This window comes from Actinomycetota bacterium (assembly GCA_012837825.1).
Classification (GTDB): Bacteria; Actinomycetota; Humimicrobiia; order Humimicrobiales; family Humimicrobiaceae; genus Humimicrobium.
The window spans coordinates 37,907-54,115 of record DUQM01000021.1; the positions used below are offsets into that span (position 1 = coordinate 37,907).

Annotated in this window: 15 protein-coding genes; 12 read left to right on the plus strand and 3 right to left on the minus strand. The window is 36.4% G+C overall.

Annotation, left to right across the window (positions count from 1 at the left end):
- The first annotated feature begins 13 nt into the window (after window positions 1-13).
- From GXZ93_02085 to GXZ93_02095, 3 genes are all read left to right on the plus strand, one after another.
- On the plus strand, window positions 14-2,548 hold the full coding sequence (locus GXZ93_02085) for a leucine--tRNA ligase (protein ID HHT78574.1): 2,535 nt from the start codon (window positions 14-16) through the stop codon (window positions 2,546-2,548).
- A gap of 76 nt (window positions 2,549-2,624) precedes the next feature.
- Window positions 2,625-3,446, plus strand: a complete 822-nt coding sequence (locus GXZ93_02090; GenBank protein ID HHT78575.1) for an SIMPL domain-containing protein — start codon at window positions 2,625-2,627, stop codon at window positions 3,444-3,446.
- Window positions 3,447-3,573: 127 nt separating this feature from the next.
- Window positions 3,574-4,305, plus strand: coding sequence for a competence protein ComEA (locus GXZ93_02095; protein ID HHT78576.1), 732 nt, complete (start codon window positions 3,574-3,576; stop codon window positions 4,303-4,305).
- 73 nt (window positions 4,306-4,378) lie between these two features.
- Here GXZ93_02095 and GXZ93_02100 read toward each other — a convergent pair whose 3' ends face one another.
- Window positions 4,379-4,522 carry a hypothetical protein gene (locus tag GXZ93_02100; GenBank protein HHT78577.1) on the minus strand — a complete coding sequence of 48 codons (144 nt, stop codon included), beginning with the start codon at window positions 4,520-4,522 and terminating at the stop codon, window positions 4,379-4,381.
- Window positions 4,523-4,586: 64 nt separating this feature from the next.
- On the opposite strand from GXZ93_02100, the gene GXZ93_02105 reads away from it, so the two are divergent.
- Together GXZ93_02105 and GXZ93_02110 are read left to right on the plus strand one after the other, a co-directional pair.
- Window positions 4,587-5,981 (plus strand): ComEC/Rec2 family competence protein, encoded by a 1,395-nt coding sequence (locus GXZ93_02105; GenBank protein HHT78578.1) that lies wholly within the window; start codon window positions 4,587-4,589, stop codon window positions 5,979-5,981.
- Window positions 5,982-6,014: 33 nt separating this feature from the next.
- On the plus strand, window positions 6,015-7,064 hold the full coding sequence (locus GXZ93_02110) for a hypothetical protein (GenBank protein HHT78579.1): 1,050 nt from the start codon (window positions 6,015-6,017) through the stop codon (window positions 7,062-7,064).
- A gap of 8 nt (window positions 7,065-7,072) precedes the next feature.
- On the opposite strand, the gene rpsT is transcribed toward GXZ93_02110, so the two are convergent.
- Window positions 7,073-7,348, minus strand: coding sequence for a 30S ribosomal protein S20 (gene rpsT / locus GXZ93_02115; protein ID HHT78580.1), 276 nt, complete (start codon window positions 7,346-7,348; stop codon window positions 7,073-7,075).
- 204 nt (window positions 7,349-7,552) lie between these two features.
- Here rpsT and murJ point away from each other — a divergent pair, with 204 nt between their 5' ends.
- The 7 genes from murJ to GXZ93_02150 all read left to right on the plus strand — a co-directional run bounded on the left by murJ (window position 7,553) and on the right by GXZ93_02150 (window position 15,155).
- Entirely contained in the window at window positions 7,553-9,127 is a 1,575-nt protein-coding gene (murJ, locus tag GXZ93_02120) for a murein biosynthesis integral membrane protein MurJ (protein HHT78581.1), read from the plus strand.
- A gap of 21 nt (window positions 9,128-9,148) precedes the next feature.
- Window positions 9,149-10,963 carry an elongation factor 4 gene (gene lepA / locus GXZ93_02125; GenBank protein ID HHT78582.1) on the plus strand — a complete coding sequence of 605 codons (1,815 nt, stop codon included), beginning with the start codon at window positions 9,149-9,151 and terminating at the stop codon, window positions 10,961-10,963.
- Window positions 10,964-11,060: 97 nt separating this feature from the next.
- Window positions 11,061-11,597, plus strand: coding sequence for a hypothetical protein (locus tag GXZ93_02130; GenBank protein HHT78583.1), 537 nt, complete (start codon window positions 11,061-11,063; stop codon window positions 11,595-11,597).
- A gap of 196 nt (window positions 11,598-11,793) precedes the next feature.
- On the plus strand, window positions 11,794-13,491 hold the full coding sequence (locus GXZ93_02135; GenBank protein ID HHT78584.1) for a formate--tetrahydrofolate ligase: 1,698 nt from the start codon (window positions 11,794-11,796) through the stop codon (window positions 13,489-13,491).
- A gap of 65 nt (window positions 13,492-13,556) precedes the next feature.
- Window positions 13,557-14,471, plus strand: a complete 915-nt coding sequence (locus GXZ93_02140; protein ID HHT78585.1) for a bifunctional 5,10-methylenetetrahydrofolate dehydrogenase/5,10-methenyltetrahydrofolate cyclohydrolase — start codon at window positions 13,557-13,559, stop codon at window positions 14,469-14,471.
- Window positions 14,472-14,609: 138 nt separating this feature from the next.
- The gene (locus GXZ93_02145; GenBank protein ID HHT78586.1) at window positions 14,610-14,885 is read left to right on the plus strand and encodes a EutN/CcmL family microcompartment protein; all 276 of its coding nucleotides are present in this window, start codon (window positions 14,610-14,612) and stop codon (window positions 14,883-14,885) included.
- Complete coding sequence (locus GXZ93_02150) at window positions 14,886-15,155, plus strand: EutN/CcmL family microcompartment protein (protein HHT78587.1); 270 nt, start codon at window positions 14,886-14,888, stop codon at window positions 15,153-15,155.
- Between the two features lie 28 nt (window positions 15,156-15,183).
- Here GXZ93_02150 and GXZ93_02155 read toward each other — a convergent pair whose 3' ends face one another.
- Complete coding sequence (locus GXZ93_02155) at window positions 15,184-16,053, minus strand: M56 family metallopeptidase (protein HHT78588.1); 870 nt, start codon at window positions 16,051-16,053, stop codon at window positions 15,184-15,186.
- Window positions 16,054-16,209: the final 156 nt, after the last annotated feature.

Genomic DNA, 16,209 nt, shown 5'->3' on the forward strand with positions numbered 1-16,209 from the left:
AGGACTTTTTAAATTGTATAATAATTTTGTTAATGAAGGGTATGACAGCAAATCAGTAGAGAAAAAATGGTTGGAAAAATGGAAGGCAGACGGTACCAATAATCTTAAAGATCCTTCAAAGCAGGACAAATTTTACTGCCTTGAAATGTTTCCCTATCCTTCAGGAGAACCTCATATGGGTCATGCAAGAAATTATGCCATAGGAGATGTTCTTGCAAGAATAAAAAGCAGACAAGGTTTTAATGTTCTTCATCCCATGGGTTATGATGCTTTCGGTCTCCCGGCTGAAAATGCAGCGATAAAGAGCGGTATTCATCCAAAGAAAAGCACTTTCACTAATATAAGAAAAATGGAAGAAGCTTTAATGAAAATGGGAATGACATATAACTTTGAAGAGCAGGTAATTACATGCGAGCCTGAATATTATAAATGGACCCAATGGTTTTTTCTTCTGCTTTACAAAATGGGTCTTGCAGAAAAAAAAGAAGGACTTGTAAACTGGTGCGGTTCATGTCAGACAGTTCTTGCAAACGAGCAGGTGGTGGATGGAAAGTGTGAACGATGTGACAGCGAGGTTGCAAGAAAGAATCTTTCACAGTGGTATTTCAAAATCACCGATTACGCACAGGCCCTTCTGGATGACATGGAGCTTCTTAAAGGATGGCCTGACAAAGTTCTGACCATACAGAAAAACTGGATTGGCAGAAGCGAGGGCGCAAAAATAAATTTCAGGCTTGATGATGAAAATGAAGAAGTTCTTATTCCTGTATTTACAACCAGGCCTGACACCATTTTCGGGGTGACTTTCTTTATATTGTCTCCGGAACACCCTCTTGTAGAAAAAATAGTGACAGATAAAGAAATCAGGAAAGAAATCGACAGATTAAAGAAACTTATATCCAAGCAGACGGATATCGAAAGAGGTTCAGTAATTGCAGAAAAGATAGGCGGGTTTACGGGAAGATATGTAATCAATCCTGTAAGCGGCGAAAAGGTTCCGGTATGGATTGCAAACTATGTTCTGTCTGATTACGGCACCGGAGCAATTATGGCAGTTCCTGCGCATGATGAAAGAGATTATGAATTTGCAAAGAAATACGGGATTCCAATAAGGGAAGTCATTTCACCGACAGGCAAAATCTCTGCTGAGATAAAGGAAGTTTTTACAGGCAAAGGCAAAATGGTTAATTCCGGCCGATTTGATGGTATGGATTCTGCGGAAGGCATAAAGGAAATAATAAAATTTGTAAATGAAAACAATATAGGAAATGCGGAAATAAATTATAAATTAAAAAACTGGCTGATAAGCAGACAGAGATACTGGGGCGCTCCGATTCCGATCATTTATTGCGAGAAATGCGGCATGGTACCCGTGCCTGAAAAAGATCTGCCTGTGATATTGCCGGAAGATGTTGATTTCAGGCCCACAGGACTTTCTCCTCTTTCTTACAGTGAAAAGTTTGTCAATACCGCATGTCCTGTCTGCGGCTCTCCGTCAAAAAGAGAGACTGATACCATGGATACTTTTGTATGCTCTTCCTGGTATTTTCTCAGGTACTGCAGTCCTTCTTATGATAAAGAAGCTTTCAGAAAAGAAGATGCGGATTACTGGATGCCTGTTGATCAGTATATAGGCGGCATAGAACATGCAACCATGCATCTTATCTATTCAAGATTTTTTACAAAAGTGCTTTTTGATGCGGGGCTTGTTAATTTCAAAGAACCTTTTATCAGATACTATCCGCATGGAGTTGTTACTCTTGGCGGACAAAAGATGTCCAAGTCCAAGGGAAATATTATAAATCCTTCGGAAATTTATAATAAATATGGCTCAGATACTCTCAGGCTTTATATATTGTTTATCGGACCGGCTGATTCCATTGTTGACTGGAATGACAAAGGTGTAGAAGGTTCGTACAGATTTTTAGGAAGGTTTTACAGGATAATTACTGAAAATATCAGGAAACTGGAAAAAAGCGGATTTTTAAAGAGAAATAATGCTGCAATACAAAAAAGAACCGGGATAATTCCGGATTATCCGGACAAACCTTCAAAGGAACTTGCCAGAAAACTGCATCAGACAATTAAAAAAGTTACTGATGATATATTCAGGTTTAATTTTAATACTGCCATAAGCGCTATCATGGAGCTTATGAATTCGATAAGCCGGTATAATTCCATAAAGAATGATGATAATTCTGACTACATGCTTCTATTTGAAACAACTGAAAAAATCATCAGGCTTATTTCGCCGATTACTCCGTTTATAGCGGAGGAACTATGGGAGAAGCTTGGCATGGAAAACAGTGTGCATAAAACTGAATGGCCGGAATATGATTCTGAACTGGCGAAAGAGGAAAAAATAACAATAGTATTCCAGGTGAATGGAAAAATCCGGGAAAAGAAGGATTTTGCGATGGACTGCAGCGAAGAAGAAGTCAGCAGGTATGCATTTTCTTCTTCCAGAATAATGGAAAACATCGGGGATAAAAAAGTAATAAAAAAGATATTTGTCAAAAACAAGCTATATAATATTGTTGCCGGATAAGATCGAAATTTTTAATCTGATAATGGCTGGAAACTATAATTTATGGTTTTAAATATAAAAGACAGGGGATTAAAAGATGAGAAAAAATAAATTGTTTATAAGTTTTTTTATTTTTATATTTATTATTATTTCAGTGCTTCCTGTGATTTTAACCGGATGCATAGGCTCCAAACCGCCAAGATATACGATTTCAGAAACAGAAGAGAAGATTAAGGGAGAAACTGTTTACGGAGAGGAAACAGCTGAGATAAAACAGGCTGCAAGCCTGAAGACAATAACAGTTTCCAGCGAATCGGTATTAAAAATAGCCCCTAATCTTGTCGACATAGTTATTGCAGTCATAACTGAAAAACCTTCAAGCACTGAATCTGTAAATGAGAATACAATTTGGGTTCAGGGTGTAATAAATGCCGTTTCCAGCCTGGGGATAGCTGATATTGAAATAGAAACCCAGGGCTTTAATCTTAACCCTCTTTATAATTATGTGGAGAATATGCCCCCTTCAATTTATGCTTACAGGACGGTATCAAGCCTCAGAATAACTACTGAAAGCCTTGAAAAGACAGGAGATATTATTGCTGCTGCCATTGAAGCCGGAGCAAATGAAATATCTTCAATAAATTATGATTTAAGTGAAAAACTTAAGAAAGAAACCAAAAACAGCGCTTTATCAATAGCTATGAAAGATGCCAATCTTAAAGCCGAAGCTATTGCGGAAGCAATGGCTGCAGATATAGTCGAAATATTCTCGGTAAACGAAACAGGCACCAGCTTTATAAATCCTGTTTATTATATGAGGAAAGAGGAAGCTAATGCAGCAGACGTGGCTGCTCCCGAAATACTTCCGCAGGAGATAGAAGTAAGATCAGGGGTTGAAGTAGTTTATATATTCAGATAATTATTTCAACTTATATATTTACATAAATACACAAATATGCTATTATATGTTTCAATTCTGTTTTACCAGATTCCGGAAATACTTTAGTTCTGTCCGGGCAGTTTTAACCAATACCGGGAAATTCAGAATGAAACCAAGGGAATTCTTACAGAGAATACTTTTTAAATTTTTATATATAAAAAATGAAAAGCTGAAACAGTTTTTCATATCAGTTTTCTTTCTGCTGCTGATCTCTTTCATTGTTCTTGCAATAATACTTGTAAAACAGAACAGCGAAAACAGGATAAAGAAAAATATTCTCGAGGCTGTCTCAAAATCAAGGGAAAGTGATGGACAGGATATTTTTCAGGAAGAAGGCAGCCGGCCGGCTGCACAGGGAAAAGATGGGAATACATCTTCTGCCGGTCAGGAAAAAAGAACGCTTGTAGTTTTTATCTGTGGAGAGATCAGCAACCCCGGAGTTTATGAGGTTGCTGATGGTTCAAGGATAAATGATCTTATAAAAGCTGCCGGAGGAACAGGTATAAATGCCTGTCTGGAACTGATAAATCCTGCCCAGAAACTGGTGGATGGACAAAAAGTGTATATCCCATCTGTTGAAGAAAGCAAAGATTTTGTTTTTTCCGGTGGTGAAGATAATGCAGCAATCTGCGAAAACCATGGAACTGAAACAATAAATATCAACTATGCTTCAAAAAAAGAGCTCGAAACGCTACCTGGAATCGGAAGTGAACTTGCGTCAAGGATTATACAATACAGGGAGATGCACGGCGGCTTTCAAAACGTAGATGAGCTCAGGAAAGTAAGCGGAATAGGCGATAAAAAATTCAGTGATATAAAAGATATGATAACAGTCTGAGTACCGGGGAATTTTATAAAATATTTTAAAAATCAGTTTGATCAATAAAGCACTTGAGTTATCTGAGACATTCTTATTTGTTATTTTCTCTTGCGGTCATTTCAGGGATATTTATTTTCAGACAACTGTCCGGAAACATAAAAGAGAAAATTTCCGTTCTTTCATTACCGATACTAATCTCCGGTATCGTTTTTTTATTAATTTTTGCCTTTGTCATTTTCTCCGGAAAAGAAAATTTTTCAAAAAACAGATTCTCCTTTTATATATTAACGGTTTTTCTTGTGCTGCTTATGCTGCTTTCATTTTTGTCTGCAGGCCGGTCTTTTTCTTCTAAATTATTTAATCACAAGGATATCTATGAATTAATAAATAAAGACAGCCTGAGAGAAGCTTGCAGCATTGAGATATCCGGAAGGGTTGCATCTCATCCCCGTGCAGGAACCGGTAATTATTATTTTAACCTCGACAATTCTACAATTATCTTCAATGACAGACTCTCAGACAACAGGCATTATCTTGAAAATATAAATGATATTTTTATAAGCATGGCTTCCGGGGGAAATAAAAAACCTGCCGTCATGAGGGACGACATCATTAAAATAAGTGTAGAAGATATTAAAACATATGTCGGTAAAAAAGGAGAAAAATTATTAGTTTTCTGCACAGAAAAAGCTGAGAAGGAAAAAGCCTCTTCTTTTTTACACAAGTTTTATACTGTAAGGCAAAAAGTGTTTTTCTTTCTCTCTGAAAAATTCAGAGAGTGCTTTTCTTATAGAAATTATACATTTGCATCAGCCGTATTGCTGGGAAATCAGGAGGAATTAAGCCAGGCTCTCAGGGAATCTTTTACAAAAAGCGGCCTGTATCACATGCTTGCAATTTCGGGCCTGCATCTTTCAATTCTTTTTTCAATAATTTCTTTTTTTCTGTCGAGAGCTGATTATTTAAAATCGACAAAATTCAGAAATACCGCAAATCTTTTATGTTTTCTGCTACTTCTGGCATTTAATATTCTTGTTGGTCTGAAAGCTGCGATGATGAGGGCTTCTTTCTTTTTTATTATTTACTCTGTTTCAAGAAATTTTGGAAAATACAATCATTCTCAAAATGTACTCTGCATGACTCTTATAGCAATGCTTCTTATTAATCCGGAATTTTTGTCTGATGCAGGATTTATTCTTTCATTTGCAGCAACTGCGGGAATAATTATTGTAAGTCCGGTTATCAAAAAAATATTTTTTTTGTTTTCCGAAGGAAGACATCTGACAGGCAATTATTTTGTAAAGATACTGATATTGAATACATCGGTTAATATCTTTATACTCCCTCTGTCATTTTATTATTTCAGAGGATATTATGTTTTATCTTTTTTATCAAATATGGTCTGTTCGCCTGTCTTTTACCTTATTCTTCTGCTTCTTTTTGCAGGTTCTGTTTTGGCATTATTCCTGCCAGCAACCGGCTATATTTTTTTAAAACCGGCTTCATTGCTCATTAGTCTGATTATTAATTTATCGAATTTTTTTTCAGAGTCTTCATTCGGTTATATCAAAACAAAATTTTTTAACAGACCCTTAAATATTTTCATTTATTACATGCTGCTTTTCATGCTTCTGCTGTCTGCAAACTATTTTTTATCTTTTAAATACAAAATGAAAGAAAAAAATGTAGTATAATCTATTTGATATCTATCAAAGCAGAAAAAATAAATGGAAAAATTTTTAAAAAATAAAAATCTTGAGGAATTAAAACCGATCTATCTGATTGAAAGTAGAAGCGAAAAAATAATCGACAAGAAAATAAAGGAGATAAAAAATTATTTCAGAACCAAAATTGATGCGGTAAGCGATTTTAAATCTATTGACGAAAATGATGATGTAATAGTAAACGATCTTTTTAATTTTTTAAGCACCCCTTCTTTTTTTTCGCTCCGGAAAGTCCTGACGGTAAAGAACGCAGATAAAGTTTCCAGAGATATTCTGTCTTTTTTATCAGACTATATAAAAACCAATCCCGGTTTTGGAAAAAATTCCATAATTTTTCTTTGCTGCAGCAATTCAAGAAAAATAATATCAATGATTCCTGAAGCAGGCGCCCGGGGTGAGCTGATCAAGATAGACAAAGCGATAAGTGAAGATTTAAAAAAAAGACTTGCTGAAAAAAACGATTTGAACAAAGTCAGGTTTACACCGAATGCAGTAAATCTTTTTCTTGAAAATATTGGAGAAGATCCTATTTTATTTGAAAATGAATATGAAAAAATTTTATCAAATGTTTATTTTGACGATAAAAGAATAGTAAATGAAGAAAAAATAAAGTCACTTGTTTCAAGGAGTACTGAAAGCACTATCTTTGAGCTTATCGACAACATAGGCGGAAAACATTTTCCCGGAGCGGTAAACATGATACCTGATCTGATTCAGGGAAGTTCATCAGCCGATAACACATTGTTGATAACAGTAATAAGCAATTTGTACAGGATGTTTAAGGTAATGCTTTATCTTAAGTCTGAAAAAGACGGGACAGACAGCGCTGCAAAATATCTGCAGAAAAATATAAATGCAAAGCCTTATTTTATAAACATTATAATCAGGAAGTATCAGGGATTTGAAAAAAAATACTCTTATGATGAGCTCATAAGAGTATTGGATTGCTTAAATGAGTTTGATATCAAAATAAAGTCAAAAAGCAGTTTTTCTGCAAAAGTCTATTTAAACAGTCTCATCCTGAATCTTCAGCTTATAACAGATAAAAAGTAATTAGATTTTTATTTCTCTTCTCCGGAAGCAGAATTAACAAGCTTTGCTGCTTTTGATTTTTTGTTTGCTGCAAAATTTTTGTGTACAGCACCTTTTTTAACAGCTTTGTCGAGCTTTTTGAAATAAGCGCTTAAGTTGTCCTGCAGGATCTGTGCATCTTTCTGCTCAATGTCGGCAGCTATTTTCTTTCTTGTACTCTTAATTTCTGTTCTCAAAGATTTATTTTTTAATTCTCTTTTTATGTTCTGCCTGTCTCTTTTTTCCTGTGACTTGATATTTGGCATTATCAATTCTCCATATTATGGTTTTTAAACAAGTGGTCATTTTAACATTTTTTTAAAAAAATAAAAATATTTATTTGATTAAAATACGCATATTAAAATGGTATAATACGTTATTTGCAATATAATAGCTTTAAAATGCAGGTTAAAATAAGGAAATACGGCGGAAAAACCTGATTAATATCTTATTATCCGGATTATAAATTAATGGAAACCAGAGAAAAATCAGATTTAAGAAAAGGAATTTTTAATGCGACTTTTCTGGTTATGATCGCCACTCTGCTTTCTAAAGCAAGCGGACTTGTGCGCGATCAGATAACTGCCAGCTATTTTGGCATCACTTATGATACTGATGCTTTTACATGGGCGTATTTTATACCCAATCTTTTCAGGGTGCTTTTTGCCGAATCGATTATAATTGCTGCTTTTATTCCTATATACGCGCTTTATCTTAAAAAAAATGACAGGGATCAGCTGAATGATTTTGTTGCATCAGTCACAAATATTTTTATTGTTGTATTTACAGCCATATCACTGATTATTTTTATTTTTTCAAATCCCATCGGTTCTTTTCTTTCCGGAATATCAGGGAATAATATGGATATCGCCGGTTTTTCAATGATGAACAGGATTATGATATTTTCTCTGGTTATAATGAGCATTGCCGGACTTCTGACAAGCATTTTAAACAGTCATAACAAGTTCGTAGTCCCTGCGATAGCTCCCATGATAATGAATATAGTATCAATAATTTTTGTTGTAGCTCTGGCAGGCAGGATAGGAATTATAAGCATGGCCATAGGAATAATAATCGGTTCTGTCCTGGAAGTCCTGATACAGCTGCCGGGGCTTAAGGGCATTGACCTGAAGTACAGGTTTAAGATAAATTTTAAAAATGATGCAGTAAAAGAAATGTTTTCAATGATGGTTCCTATAATGCTCAGTCTGGGAGCTGTGCAGATAAATAACAGTATTGATAATTTTTTTGCCTTAAATCTGGGGGCAGGAAACACAACAGCCCTGACTTTTTCATGGCGGGTGGCAAATCTGCCTCTTGGTGTTTTTTCAGTAGCAGTTATTACGGTTCTTTATCCGCTTATTTCAAAGCAGGCCGCCGATAAAAACATTACGGGATTAAAAAACAGTTTTTCCATTGCTGTAAGAGAGATAGGATACATAATGATCCCGGCCACCGCCGGTATGATAATACTTGCCGGTCCGATAATAAAAGTACTGTTTGAGAGAAATCAGTTTACTTCAATGGATACGGAGAAGGTAGCGACAATACTTGTTTTTCATTGCGCAGGACTTGTTTTTTTTGGTCTTCTAATGACTTTAAACAGGATTTTTTATTCCCTGAAAGATGTAAAAACTCCTTTGATCATTGCTCTTGCTTCTATAGCTTCCAATCTTCTGCTTGACTGGCTTTTAATGAAGGTTATGGGAATATCAGGAATCGCATTAGCGACATCTCTGGTTGCAGGCATCAATATTGCTTTGCTTATAATTATCCTGAGAAAAAAGATAGGCTACCTGGGCGGTAAAAAAATAATTGTTTCCTATCTGAAAATAAGCGCAGCCTCAGTTATTATGTCTGCATTTGCTTACTTTGCATGGAGACTCCTTTATGTATTTTTTGATAAAAATAACTTTATGACAGTCCTGCTTTTATTTATAATTATTATTTTTGCAGGAGCTCTTTATATTGCCCTGACTTATGTTTTTAAAATGGAAGAAACCAATTTTATTGCAAGAACCATTAAGCAACGATTTGTAAAATGAGACATCTGGATAATTAAAATTATGACGGAAAAGAATTATATAAGAAATTTTTCAATTATTGCCCATATAGATCATGGAAAATCTACTCTTGCTGACAGAATACTTGAGTATACAAAAACTGTCAGTCCGAGAGATATGCTGGAGCAGTATCTTGACAATATGGATCTTGAAAGGGAAAGAGGAATAACAATAAAAGCTCATTACGTTACTGTTGTATATAAATCCAGAAAAGACGGTAAGGAATACAGATTCAATTTTATTGATACTCCGGGGCATGTGGATTTTACCTATGAAGTATCAAGAAGCCTTGCAGCCTGTGAAGGAGTTGTTCTTGTTGTCGATGCAACCCAGGGGATTCAGGCGCAAACTCTGGCAAATGTTTATCTTGCAATGGAGAACGATCTTGAGCTGATACCTGTTATAAATAAAATAGATCTTCAAAGTTCAAGACCTGAGGAAGTGGCTGAAGAAATAGATAAAATTCTTGGAATCAGCGGGGAGAAAATTCTAAAAGTTTCGGCAAAAACAGGAGAAGGCGTGGAAGAAATACTGGAGAGTATTATAACTGATATTCCCGGACCTGGCGGAAATGAAGATGAGCCTCTCCAGGCTCTTATATTTGATTCAAATTATGATCCTTATAGAGGTGTAGTTTCTCTTATCAGGCTGATGAACGGCCGAATTGCAAAAAATATGAAGATAAGATTTATGGCAGAAGGATACTGCACCGAAGTTGAGGAAGTAGGCGTAATGGGACCGAAAATGATTCCTGTTGACAGTCTTTCTGCCGGTGAAGTCGGATATATTGTAACCGGAATAAAGGAAGTCGACAAAATAATAGTAGGCGATACGATTACTTCTTTTGACAATCCGACAAAGTCAAGTCTTCCCGGTTATAATAAACCAAAGCCAATGGTTTATTGCGGTCTGTATCCGATTGACGGCGATGATTATGAAAGTTTAAGGGATGCATTAAAAAAACTTGAGCTGAACGACTCTTCCCTGATTTTCATACCTGAAGTTTCAGTTGCTCTCGGTTCAGGATACAGGGTGGGATTTCTTGGGCTTCTGCATCTTGAAATCGTTAGGGAAAGACTGGAAAGAGAATATAACCTTCATCTGCTTACAACTACCCCTAATGTAGTGTATCGGATAACCAAGACAAATGGTGAAGTGGTTGTGGTCAAAAGTCCGGCAGATTATCCTGAAGAGGAAAAAATACAGAAAATAGAAGAGCCTTTTGTTACAGCATCTATACTTACCCCCAAAGAGTACATAGGTGAGATAATGAAGCTTTCCAATCAGAAAAGAGGGGTATATAAAGATATGAAATTTATTTCTGTTGGTAGAGTAGAGCTTCATTATGATTTCCCTCTTTCTGAAATAATAGTTGATTTTTTTAATCTTCTGAAATCGGCAACATCAGGATTTGCATCTCTTGATTACGAATTTAAAGATTACAGAGCGTCTGAACTGGTCAGGCTGGATGTTTTGGTGGGAGGCAGCAAGGTTGAAGAATTATCTGTAATTGTGCACAAAGACAAAGCTTACTCTATTGGCAGGGAATTTGTCAGAAAATTAAAACAGGAAATACCAAGACAGATGTTTGAAATAGCAATACAGGCAGCTATAAACAAAAGAATAATAGCCAGGGAAACGGTCTCTGCCTTAAGGAAAGATGTTACAGCGAAACTGTATGGCGGAGATGTTACCAGAAAAAACAAACTTCTGGACAAGCAGAAAAAAGGCAAGAAAAAAATGAAGAAAATCGGCAAAGTAGAAATACCGAGTGAAGCCTTCATGAGTTTTTATAAAATTGACATAAATAACAAATAAGCTTTTTATGAAGATATTTGTATGTTTTAATTTAATTTCCATTATAATATTATTAACTGCCAGGACTTTAAAATTAAAAATACAGAAAGGCATTGGAATGAAGAAACTGTTAATTGCAATAAGTCTTATTATGGCATTATCGCTGGTAATTCCTGTTGTAAGCTGTGCAAGAGTGGGTTCAAAGATCGCTGAAAATGCTATTGAGAAAGCTCTTGAGAAATCTTCAGACGGAAATGTGGATCTTGATCTTGAAAAAGGCGGAGCAGTTGTAAAAGACGAAAAAGGCGGAGAAACACAGATAGGCGAAAATATCAGTTTGCCGGAAGGCTGGCCGAATGATGTTCCTGTTTATCCCGATACGAATTTTTCCATGTCGACAAAGACAAAAAACGGTGAAACAGGCAAAAACGAATATGCAGTTTGGGGAATAGTTACCAAAGGCTCAGTAGAAGAAGTTTATAACTGGTATAAAGAAAAATTATCCGGCTGGGAGTTTATAACCGATCAGTACACAAAATCCGATGACGGTGATCTGGCATTTCTTTATTTGAAAAGCAAAGCCTATGAAGTATCTGTTACAATCGGCGAGTCAAGTGATGAAGCCTCCCTGGGGATGCAGATAATCGAACGATAATTTTATCGATAATATCGATAAAATAAAGATAAGAAAAAATTAAATATTCTATTTTAAAGCACAGAAGACAGCGGGCTGTTTTTCTGTGTTTTAATTTATTTCGCGGTATTTGTGAAAAAATTGGTAAATAAGGATTTTTTTTATATAATTTGTTTGTAATTTATCATCAAACCCATGATTAAAGAAGGGGGAGCAGTTGAAAAGCGATATTGAAATTGCTCAGGCGGCCAAAATCAAACCAATCGTCGAAATTGCAGAATCAATAGGTCTTAACGAGGATGATCTTGAGTTGTATGGAAAACACAAAGCAAAAGTAAAGCTTGAAGTACTTGAAAAATTCAAAGACAAACCAGATGCAAAATATGTTGACGTTACAGCAATAACGCCAACGCCCATGGGAGAAGGAAAAACTGTTACCACAATAGGCCTGGGAATGGCATTAAACAGAATAGGCAAAAAAGCAGTGACCTGCATAAGACAGCCTTCCCTGGGGCCTGTTTTCGGAATAAAAGGCGGTGCTGCCGGAGGAGGTTATTCACAGGTTCTGCCGATGGAGGACTTCAATCTTCATCTTACAGGAGATGTGCATGCCGTAGGGGTTGCCCATAACCTTCTTGCTGCATTTCTTGATGCCCATATAATGCATGGCAATGATCTTAATATAGATCCTTACAGCATAACTCTCAACAGAGTCGTGGATGTCAATGACAGGGTGCTGAGAAATATAGTAGTAGGGCTTGGCGGAAAGGTAAATGGAATTCCAAGGGAAACAGGATATGATATTACTGTGGCATCGGAAGTAATGGCAATCCTGGCACTTACAACAAGCCTTAAGGATCTGAGAAAAAGACTTGCAAGAATGGTTATAGGAACTGATTATGAAGGAAGGCCTGTAACTGCCGAAGATTTAAAGTGCGCCGGAGCAATGACAGTTCTTTTAAAGGATGCAATCAAACCCAATCTCCTTCAGACAATAGAGCATAATCCCTGTTTTGTGCATGCCGGTCCTTTTGCAAATATAGCTCACGGCAACAATTCCGTTCTTGCAGACATGATGGCAAGCAAGCTGGGAGAATATGTTGTGACTGAAAGCGGTTTTGGCGCTGATCTCGGAGCCGAAAAGTTTATGAACATCAAATGCAGATACAGCGGACTCAAACCTTCGGCAGCGGTTATAGTAGCAACAGTCAGGGCACTGAAAATGCATGGCGGAGGCTTTGAATTCATTCCCGGAAAAGGCGTTGACAGGGAAAAGATGGAAGCAAAAAATGTGGAAGCAGTGAAAAAAGGCTGTGAAAATCTTATAAAAATGATTGAAAATATAAAAATATTCGGCATACCTGCTGTTGTAACGGTAAATACATTTACAGCTGATTTTCCTGAAGAAATAGAGGCAGTAAAGGAAGCAGCCCTGAATGCCGGAGCTGATTCATGTGTTGTAAGCGAAGTGTGGGCAAAAGGCGGCGCAGGGGGCGAAGAGCTTGCAGAAGCTGTTATAAAAGCTTGTAGCAAACCCGGCAATTTTAAATTCCTTTATCCCCTTGAAGCATCGATCAAAGAGAAAATAGAGATTATTGCCACAAAGATATATGGAGCAGACGGAGTGGATTATCTGCAGAAAGCTGAGGAAAAAATTGCACTTTATACGAAGCAGGGGTTTGACAGGTTACCTATATGTATGGCAAAAACACATCTTTCATTAAGCCATGATCCTAACCTTAAAGGAAGGCCCAAAGGTTTCAGAATACCCATAAGGGATGTAAGGACTTCGATAGGAGCAGGTTTTCTTTATCCCCTTCTTGGAGAAATGAGAACAATGCCCGGACTGCCAAAGACACCCGCAGGCACCAAAGTCGATATCGATGAAAAAGGCAATATTGTAGGTCTGTTTTAATCATTTTTTTTCAAAGATCATTTATTGCTTTCTTATCAAAAAAGATTAAAAGGTCAGAATTTGCAATGGCTGAATTGATTAGCGGAATCAGAATCTCTGCAGAAATAAAAAATGAAATAAAAGAAGAAGTAAAAGAACTTGTCAGGGTTAAAGGAGTAAAACCCGGTCTTGGGGTTATACTTGTCGGAGAAGATCCTGCTTCAAAAGTTTATGTGGCAAACAAGCAGAAAGGTTGCGAAGAAGTCGGCTTTCTTTCAGAAACTGCCAGAATGCCGACAGACGCAACAGAAGAACAGATACTAAGACAGATAAAGCTTTATCAGGGCAGAGACGACATACACGGCCTGCTGGTTCAACTGCCACTGCCGCCGCATATAAACAAAAACAAAATACTATATGCAATTTCTCCGGATAAGGATGTAGACGGTTTCCATCCTGTAAACCTTGGGAGGCTTGTTTCCCGGCAAGAGGGGTTTGTTCCCGCAACTCCTGCCGGAGTAATAGAAATGCTGAAAAGAGAGAAAATAGAGATTAAAGGCAAAAATGCCACAATGGTAGGCCATAGTGAAATTATTGGGAAACCATGTGCCCTGCTTCTTCTAAATGAATGGGCCACTGTGACAGTGTGTCATATTGAGACAGCAGATTTAAAATCACACACAAGAGGCGCAGATATTCTCGTAGTGGCAGTCGGCGAGCCGGGTCTGATAAGAGGAGACATGATAAAAGAAGGAGCAGTTGTAGTAGATATCGGCATAAACAGAATAACAAAGGATAAAGCTGATAAAAAGCTGCTTGAATGGAGAAAAGAGGATTTTGAAAATAAAGGTGCGACACTTGTGGGGGATGTTGATTTTCAGGAAGCAGAACTCAAGGCCAGCGCAATAACTCCTGTTCCGGGAGGAGTAGGCCCCATGACTATAGCAATGCTTTTAAATAATACTCTTCTGTCAGCCAAAAGATATGCAGGTATAAGATAAGAGCCGGTCTGCAGATATGTTGTAAAAAAAGGTTATATCAGCGCACGCAAAAGATTAAAAAATTATGTTTAAAACAGCACCCGGCTATTTAAAAACTATTGAGTACTATTATATTGCAGGAACTGGTATTATTAGTATATGTATTACGGAAAAGTAATAGGAAACATTGTTTCCACTGTCAAATGTAAAGGGCTTGAAGGGAAAAAACTGCTTGTAGTCAGGCCGATTGATATGGAAACAAAAACCTTGTCGGATAAATTTATAATTGCTGTTGACACAACATCTTCAGGTATAGGCGATTTTGTTGGTTATGAAGACGGAAAAGAAGCATCATGGGCTTTTGACCCTGAAGAAGTCCCGACAGATGCTACGGTAATTGCAATAATAGATAAAATCAATATTCTGGGGAATTAAATGATACTTGGGAAAGTAATAGGTTCTGTGGTATGCGCCTTAAAGGATAAAAGCCTTGATGGCAGTAAGCTCTTGCTGGTAAAAGCCATAGATCTCAATGATAATCTTCTTGAACCATTTGTAGTGGCAGTCGACACCATAGGAGTCGGTATAGGCGAAAAAGTGCTTGTGGTGAACGGAAGTTCGGCAAGAATGACTGATGACACAAAAGATAAAAGCGTGGATTCTGTTATCGTCGCAAAAGTAGATTCCATGAACATTCAGGAATAACTGCGCAATATCAGGAACCGGACAATATTCAATAAAAAAGCAGGGCAATAAAAATAATATAAAGAGGTATTTTTACAGAAAGACTTAGCCCGGTTTCGTTTTTCTGCATGCTTATTAATGACTTAATCCTTAATTTTATTCTCATTTCCGATATGGTCCCGGATATCGAAAAAAACGATGCTGCTTTCGGACATCTGAACTTAAATCCGTATGAAAGATTTCTGATTTTTATTAATGAAGTAAGAATATTCTCTGCTAATTCTTTGTTTGTTTTGTCTGAGTATTTTAATACCATTCTGTCGCAATCTTTCTCCTGTTCCGCTTTTACAAATGAATGTATCAGATAAGATATCGGGTTGTAAAAGTTGATAAGATTAAAATAATAAAGAAGTATATTCAGGATATTATCCTTTCTCTTTATATGGGAAAGTTCATGCAAAATTATGGTTTCTCTTTCGTCGGCATTAAGAAAGTCAAATATTTCGGTATTAAGTATAATTATATTTTTAATCAGTCCGATGGTAAAAAATCCAAAATTGCTCCCATGTGCAAAATATATTTCCGGGGTATTTATTTTCATTATCCCGGAATATTTTTTTACAAGTAAATTGATTTCTTTATCCACACATCTGCTGAGATTCGGAGAATACATTAATTTTCTCAGATTATAAGAATTCTGATATATGATAAATATAGTTCCGATAACTATAATTGCCAGAAAAATGCAAACAAATACCATGCCGATTGTATATAGTTCTCTGTCTCCTGCTACGTCCGGATGAAAAATATTTTTTATTTTTTCAACAAAAAAATAATGGACTTCATTGTCAGAAAAAAAATCAGAACTATATCCGAGCTTCAGGGAAGAAGAAAAAGGTTTAATCATTGCAAGAATCATAAGAAATATAAATGATTGCGAATCCTTTATTTTAAATATTTTGAAAATAAACAAAATCAGAAAAGTGTAAAAGAACGTTTTTAGAAAAACGTAGGAAATATTCTGGATGATTATCAGAGTATTTTCCATAAGCAAATAATTCATTGCCGGATAATA

Bases quoted from the DNA above. Each gene is read 5' to 3' on its own strand.
- GXZ93_02090 (HHT78575.1), top strand. From the start codon at position 2,625: ATGAGAAAAAATAAATTGTTTATAAGTTTTTTTATTTTTATATTTATT.
- GXZ93_02095 (HHT78576.1), top strand. From the start codon at position 3,574: ATGAAACCAAGGGAATTCTTACAGAGAATACTTTTTAAATTTTTATAT.
- GXZ93_02100 (HHT78577.1), bottom strand. From the start codon at position 4,522: ATGACAAAGGCAAAAATTAATAAAAAAACGATACCGGAGATTAGTATC.
- GXZ93_02110 (HHT78579.1), top strand. From the start codon at position 6,015: ATGGAAAAATTTTTAAAAAATAAAAATCTTGAGGAATTAAAACCGATC.
- rpsT (HHT78580.1), bottom strand. From the start codon at position 7,348: ATGCCAAATATCAAGTCACAGGAAAAAAGAGACAGGCAGAACATAAAA.
- murJ (HHT78581.1), top strand. From the start codon at position 7,553: ATGGAAACCAGAGAAAAATCAGATTTAAGAAAAGGAATTTTTAATGCG.
- lepA (HHT78582.1), top strand. From the start codon at position 9,149: ATGACGGAAAAGAATTATATAAGAAATTTTTCAATTATTGCCCATATA.
- GXZ93_02130 (HHT78583.1), top strand. From the start codon at position 11,061: ATGAAGAAACTGTTAATTGCAATAAGTCTTATTATGGCATTATCGCTG.
- GXZ93_02140 (HHT78585.1), top strand. From the start codon at position 13,557: ATGGCTGAATTGATTAGCGGAATCAGAATCTCTGCAGAAATAAAAAAT.
- GXZ93_02145 (HHT78586.1), top strand. From the start codon at position 14,610: ATGTATTACGGAAAAGTAATAGGAAACATTGTTTCCACTGTCAAATGT.
- GXZ93_02150 (HHT78587.1), top strand. From the start codon at position 14,886: ATGATACTTGGGAAAGTAATAGGTTCTGTGGTATGCGCCTTAAAGGAT.
- GXZ93_02155 (HHT78588.1), bottom strand. From the start codon at position 16,053: ATGATTCTTGCAATGATTAAACCTTTTTCTTCTTCCCTGAAGCTCGGA.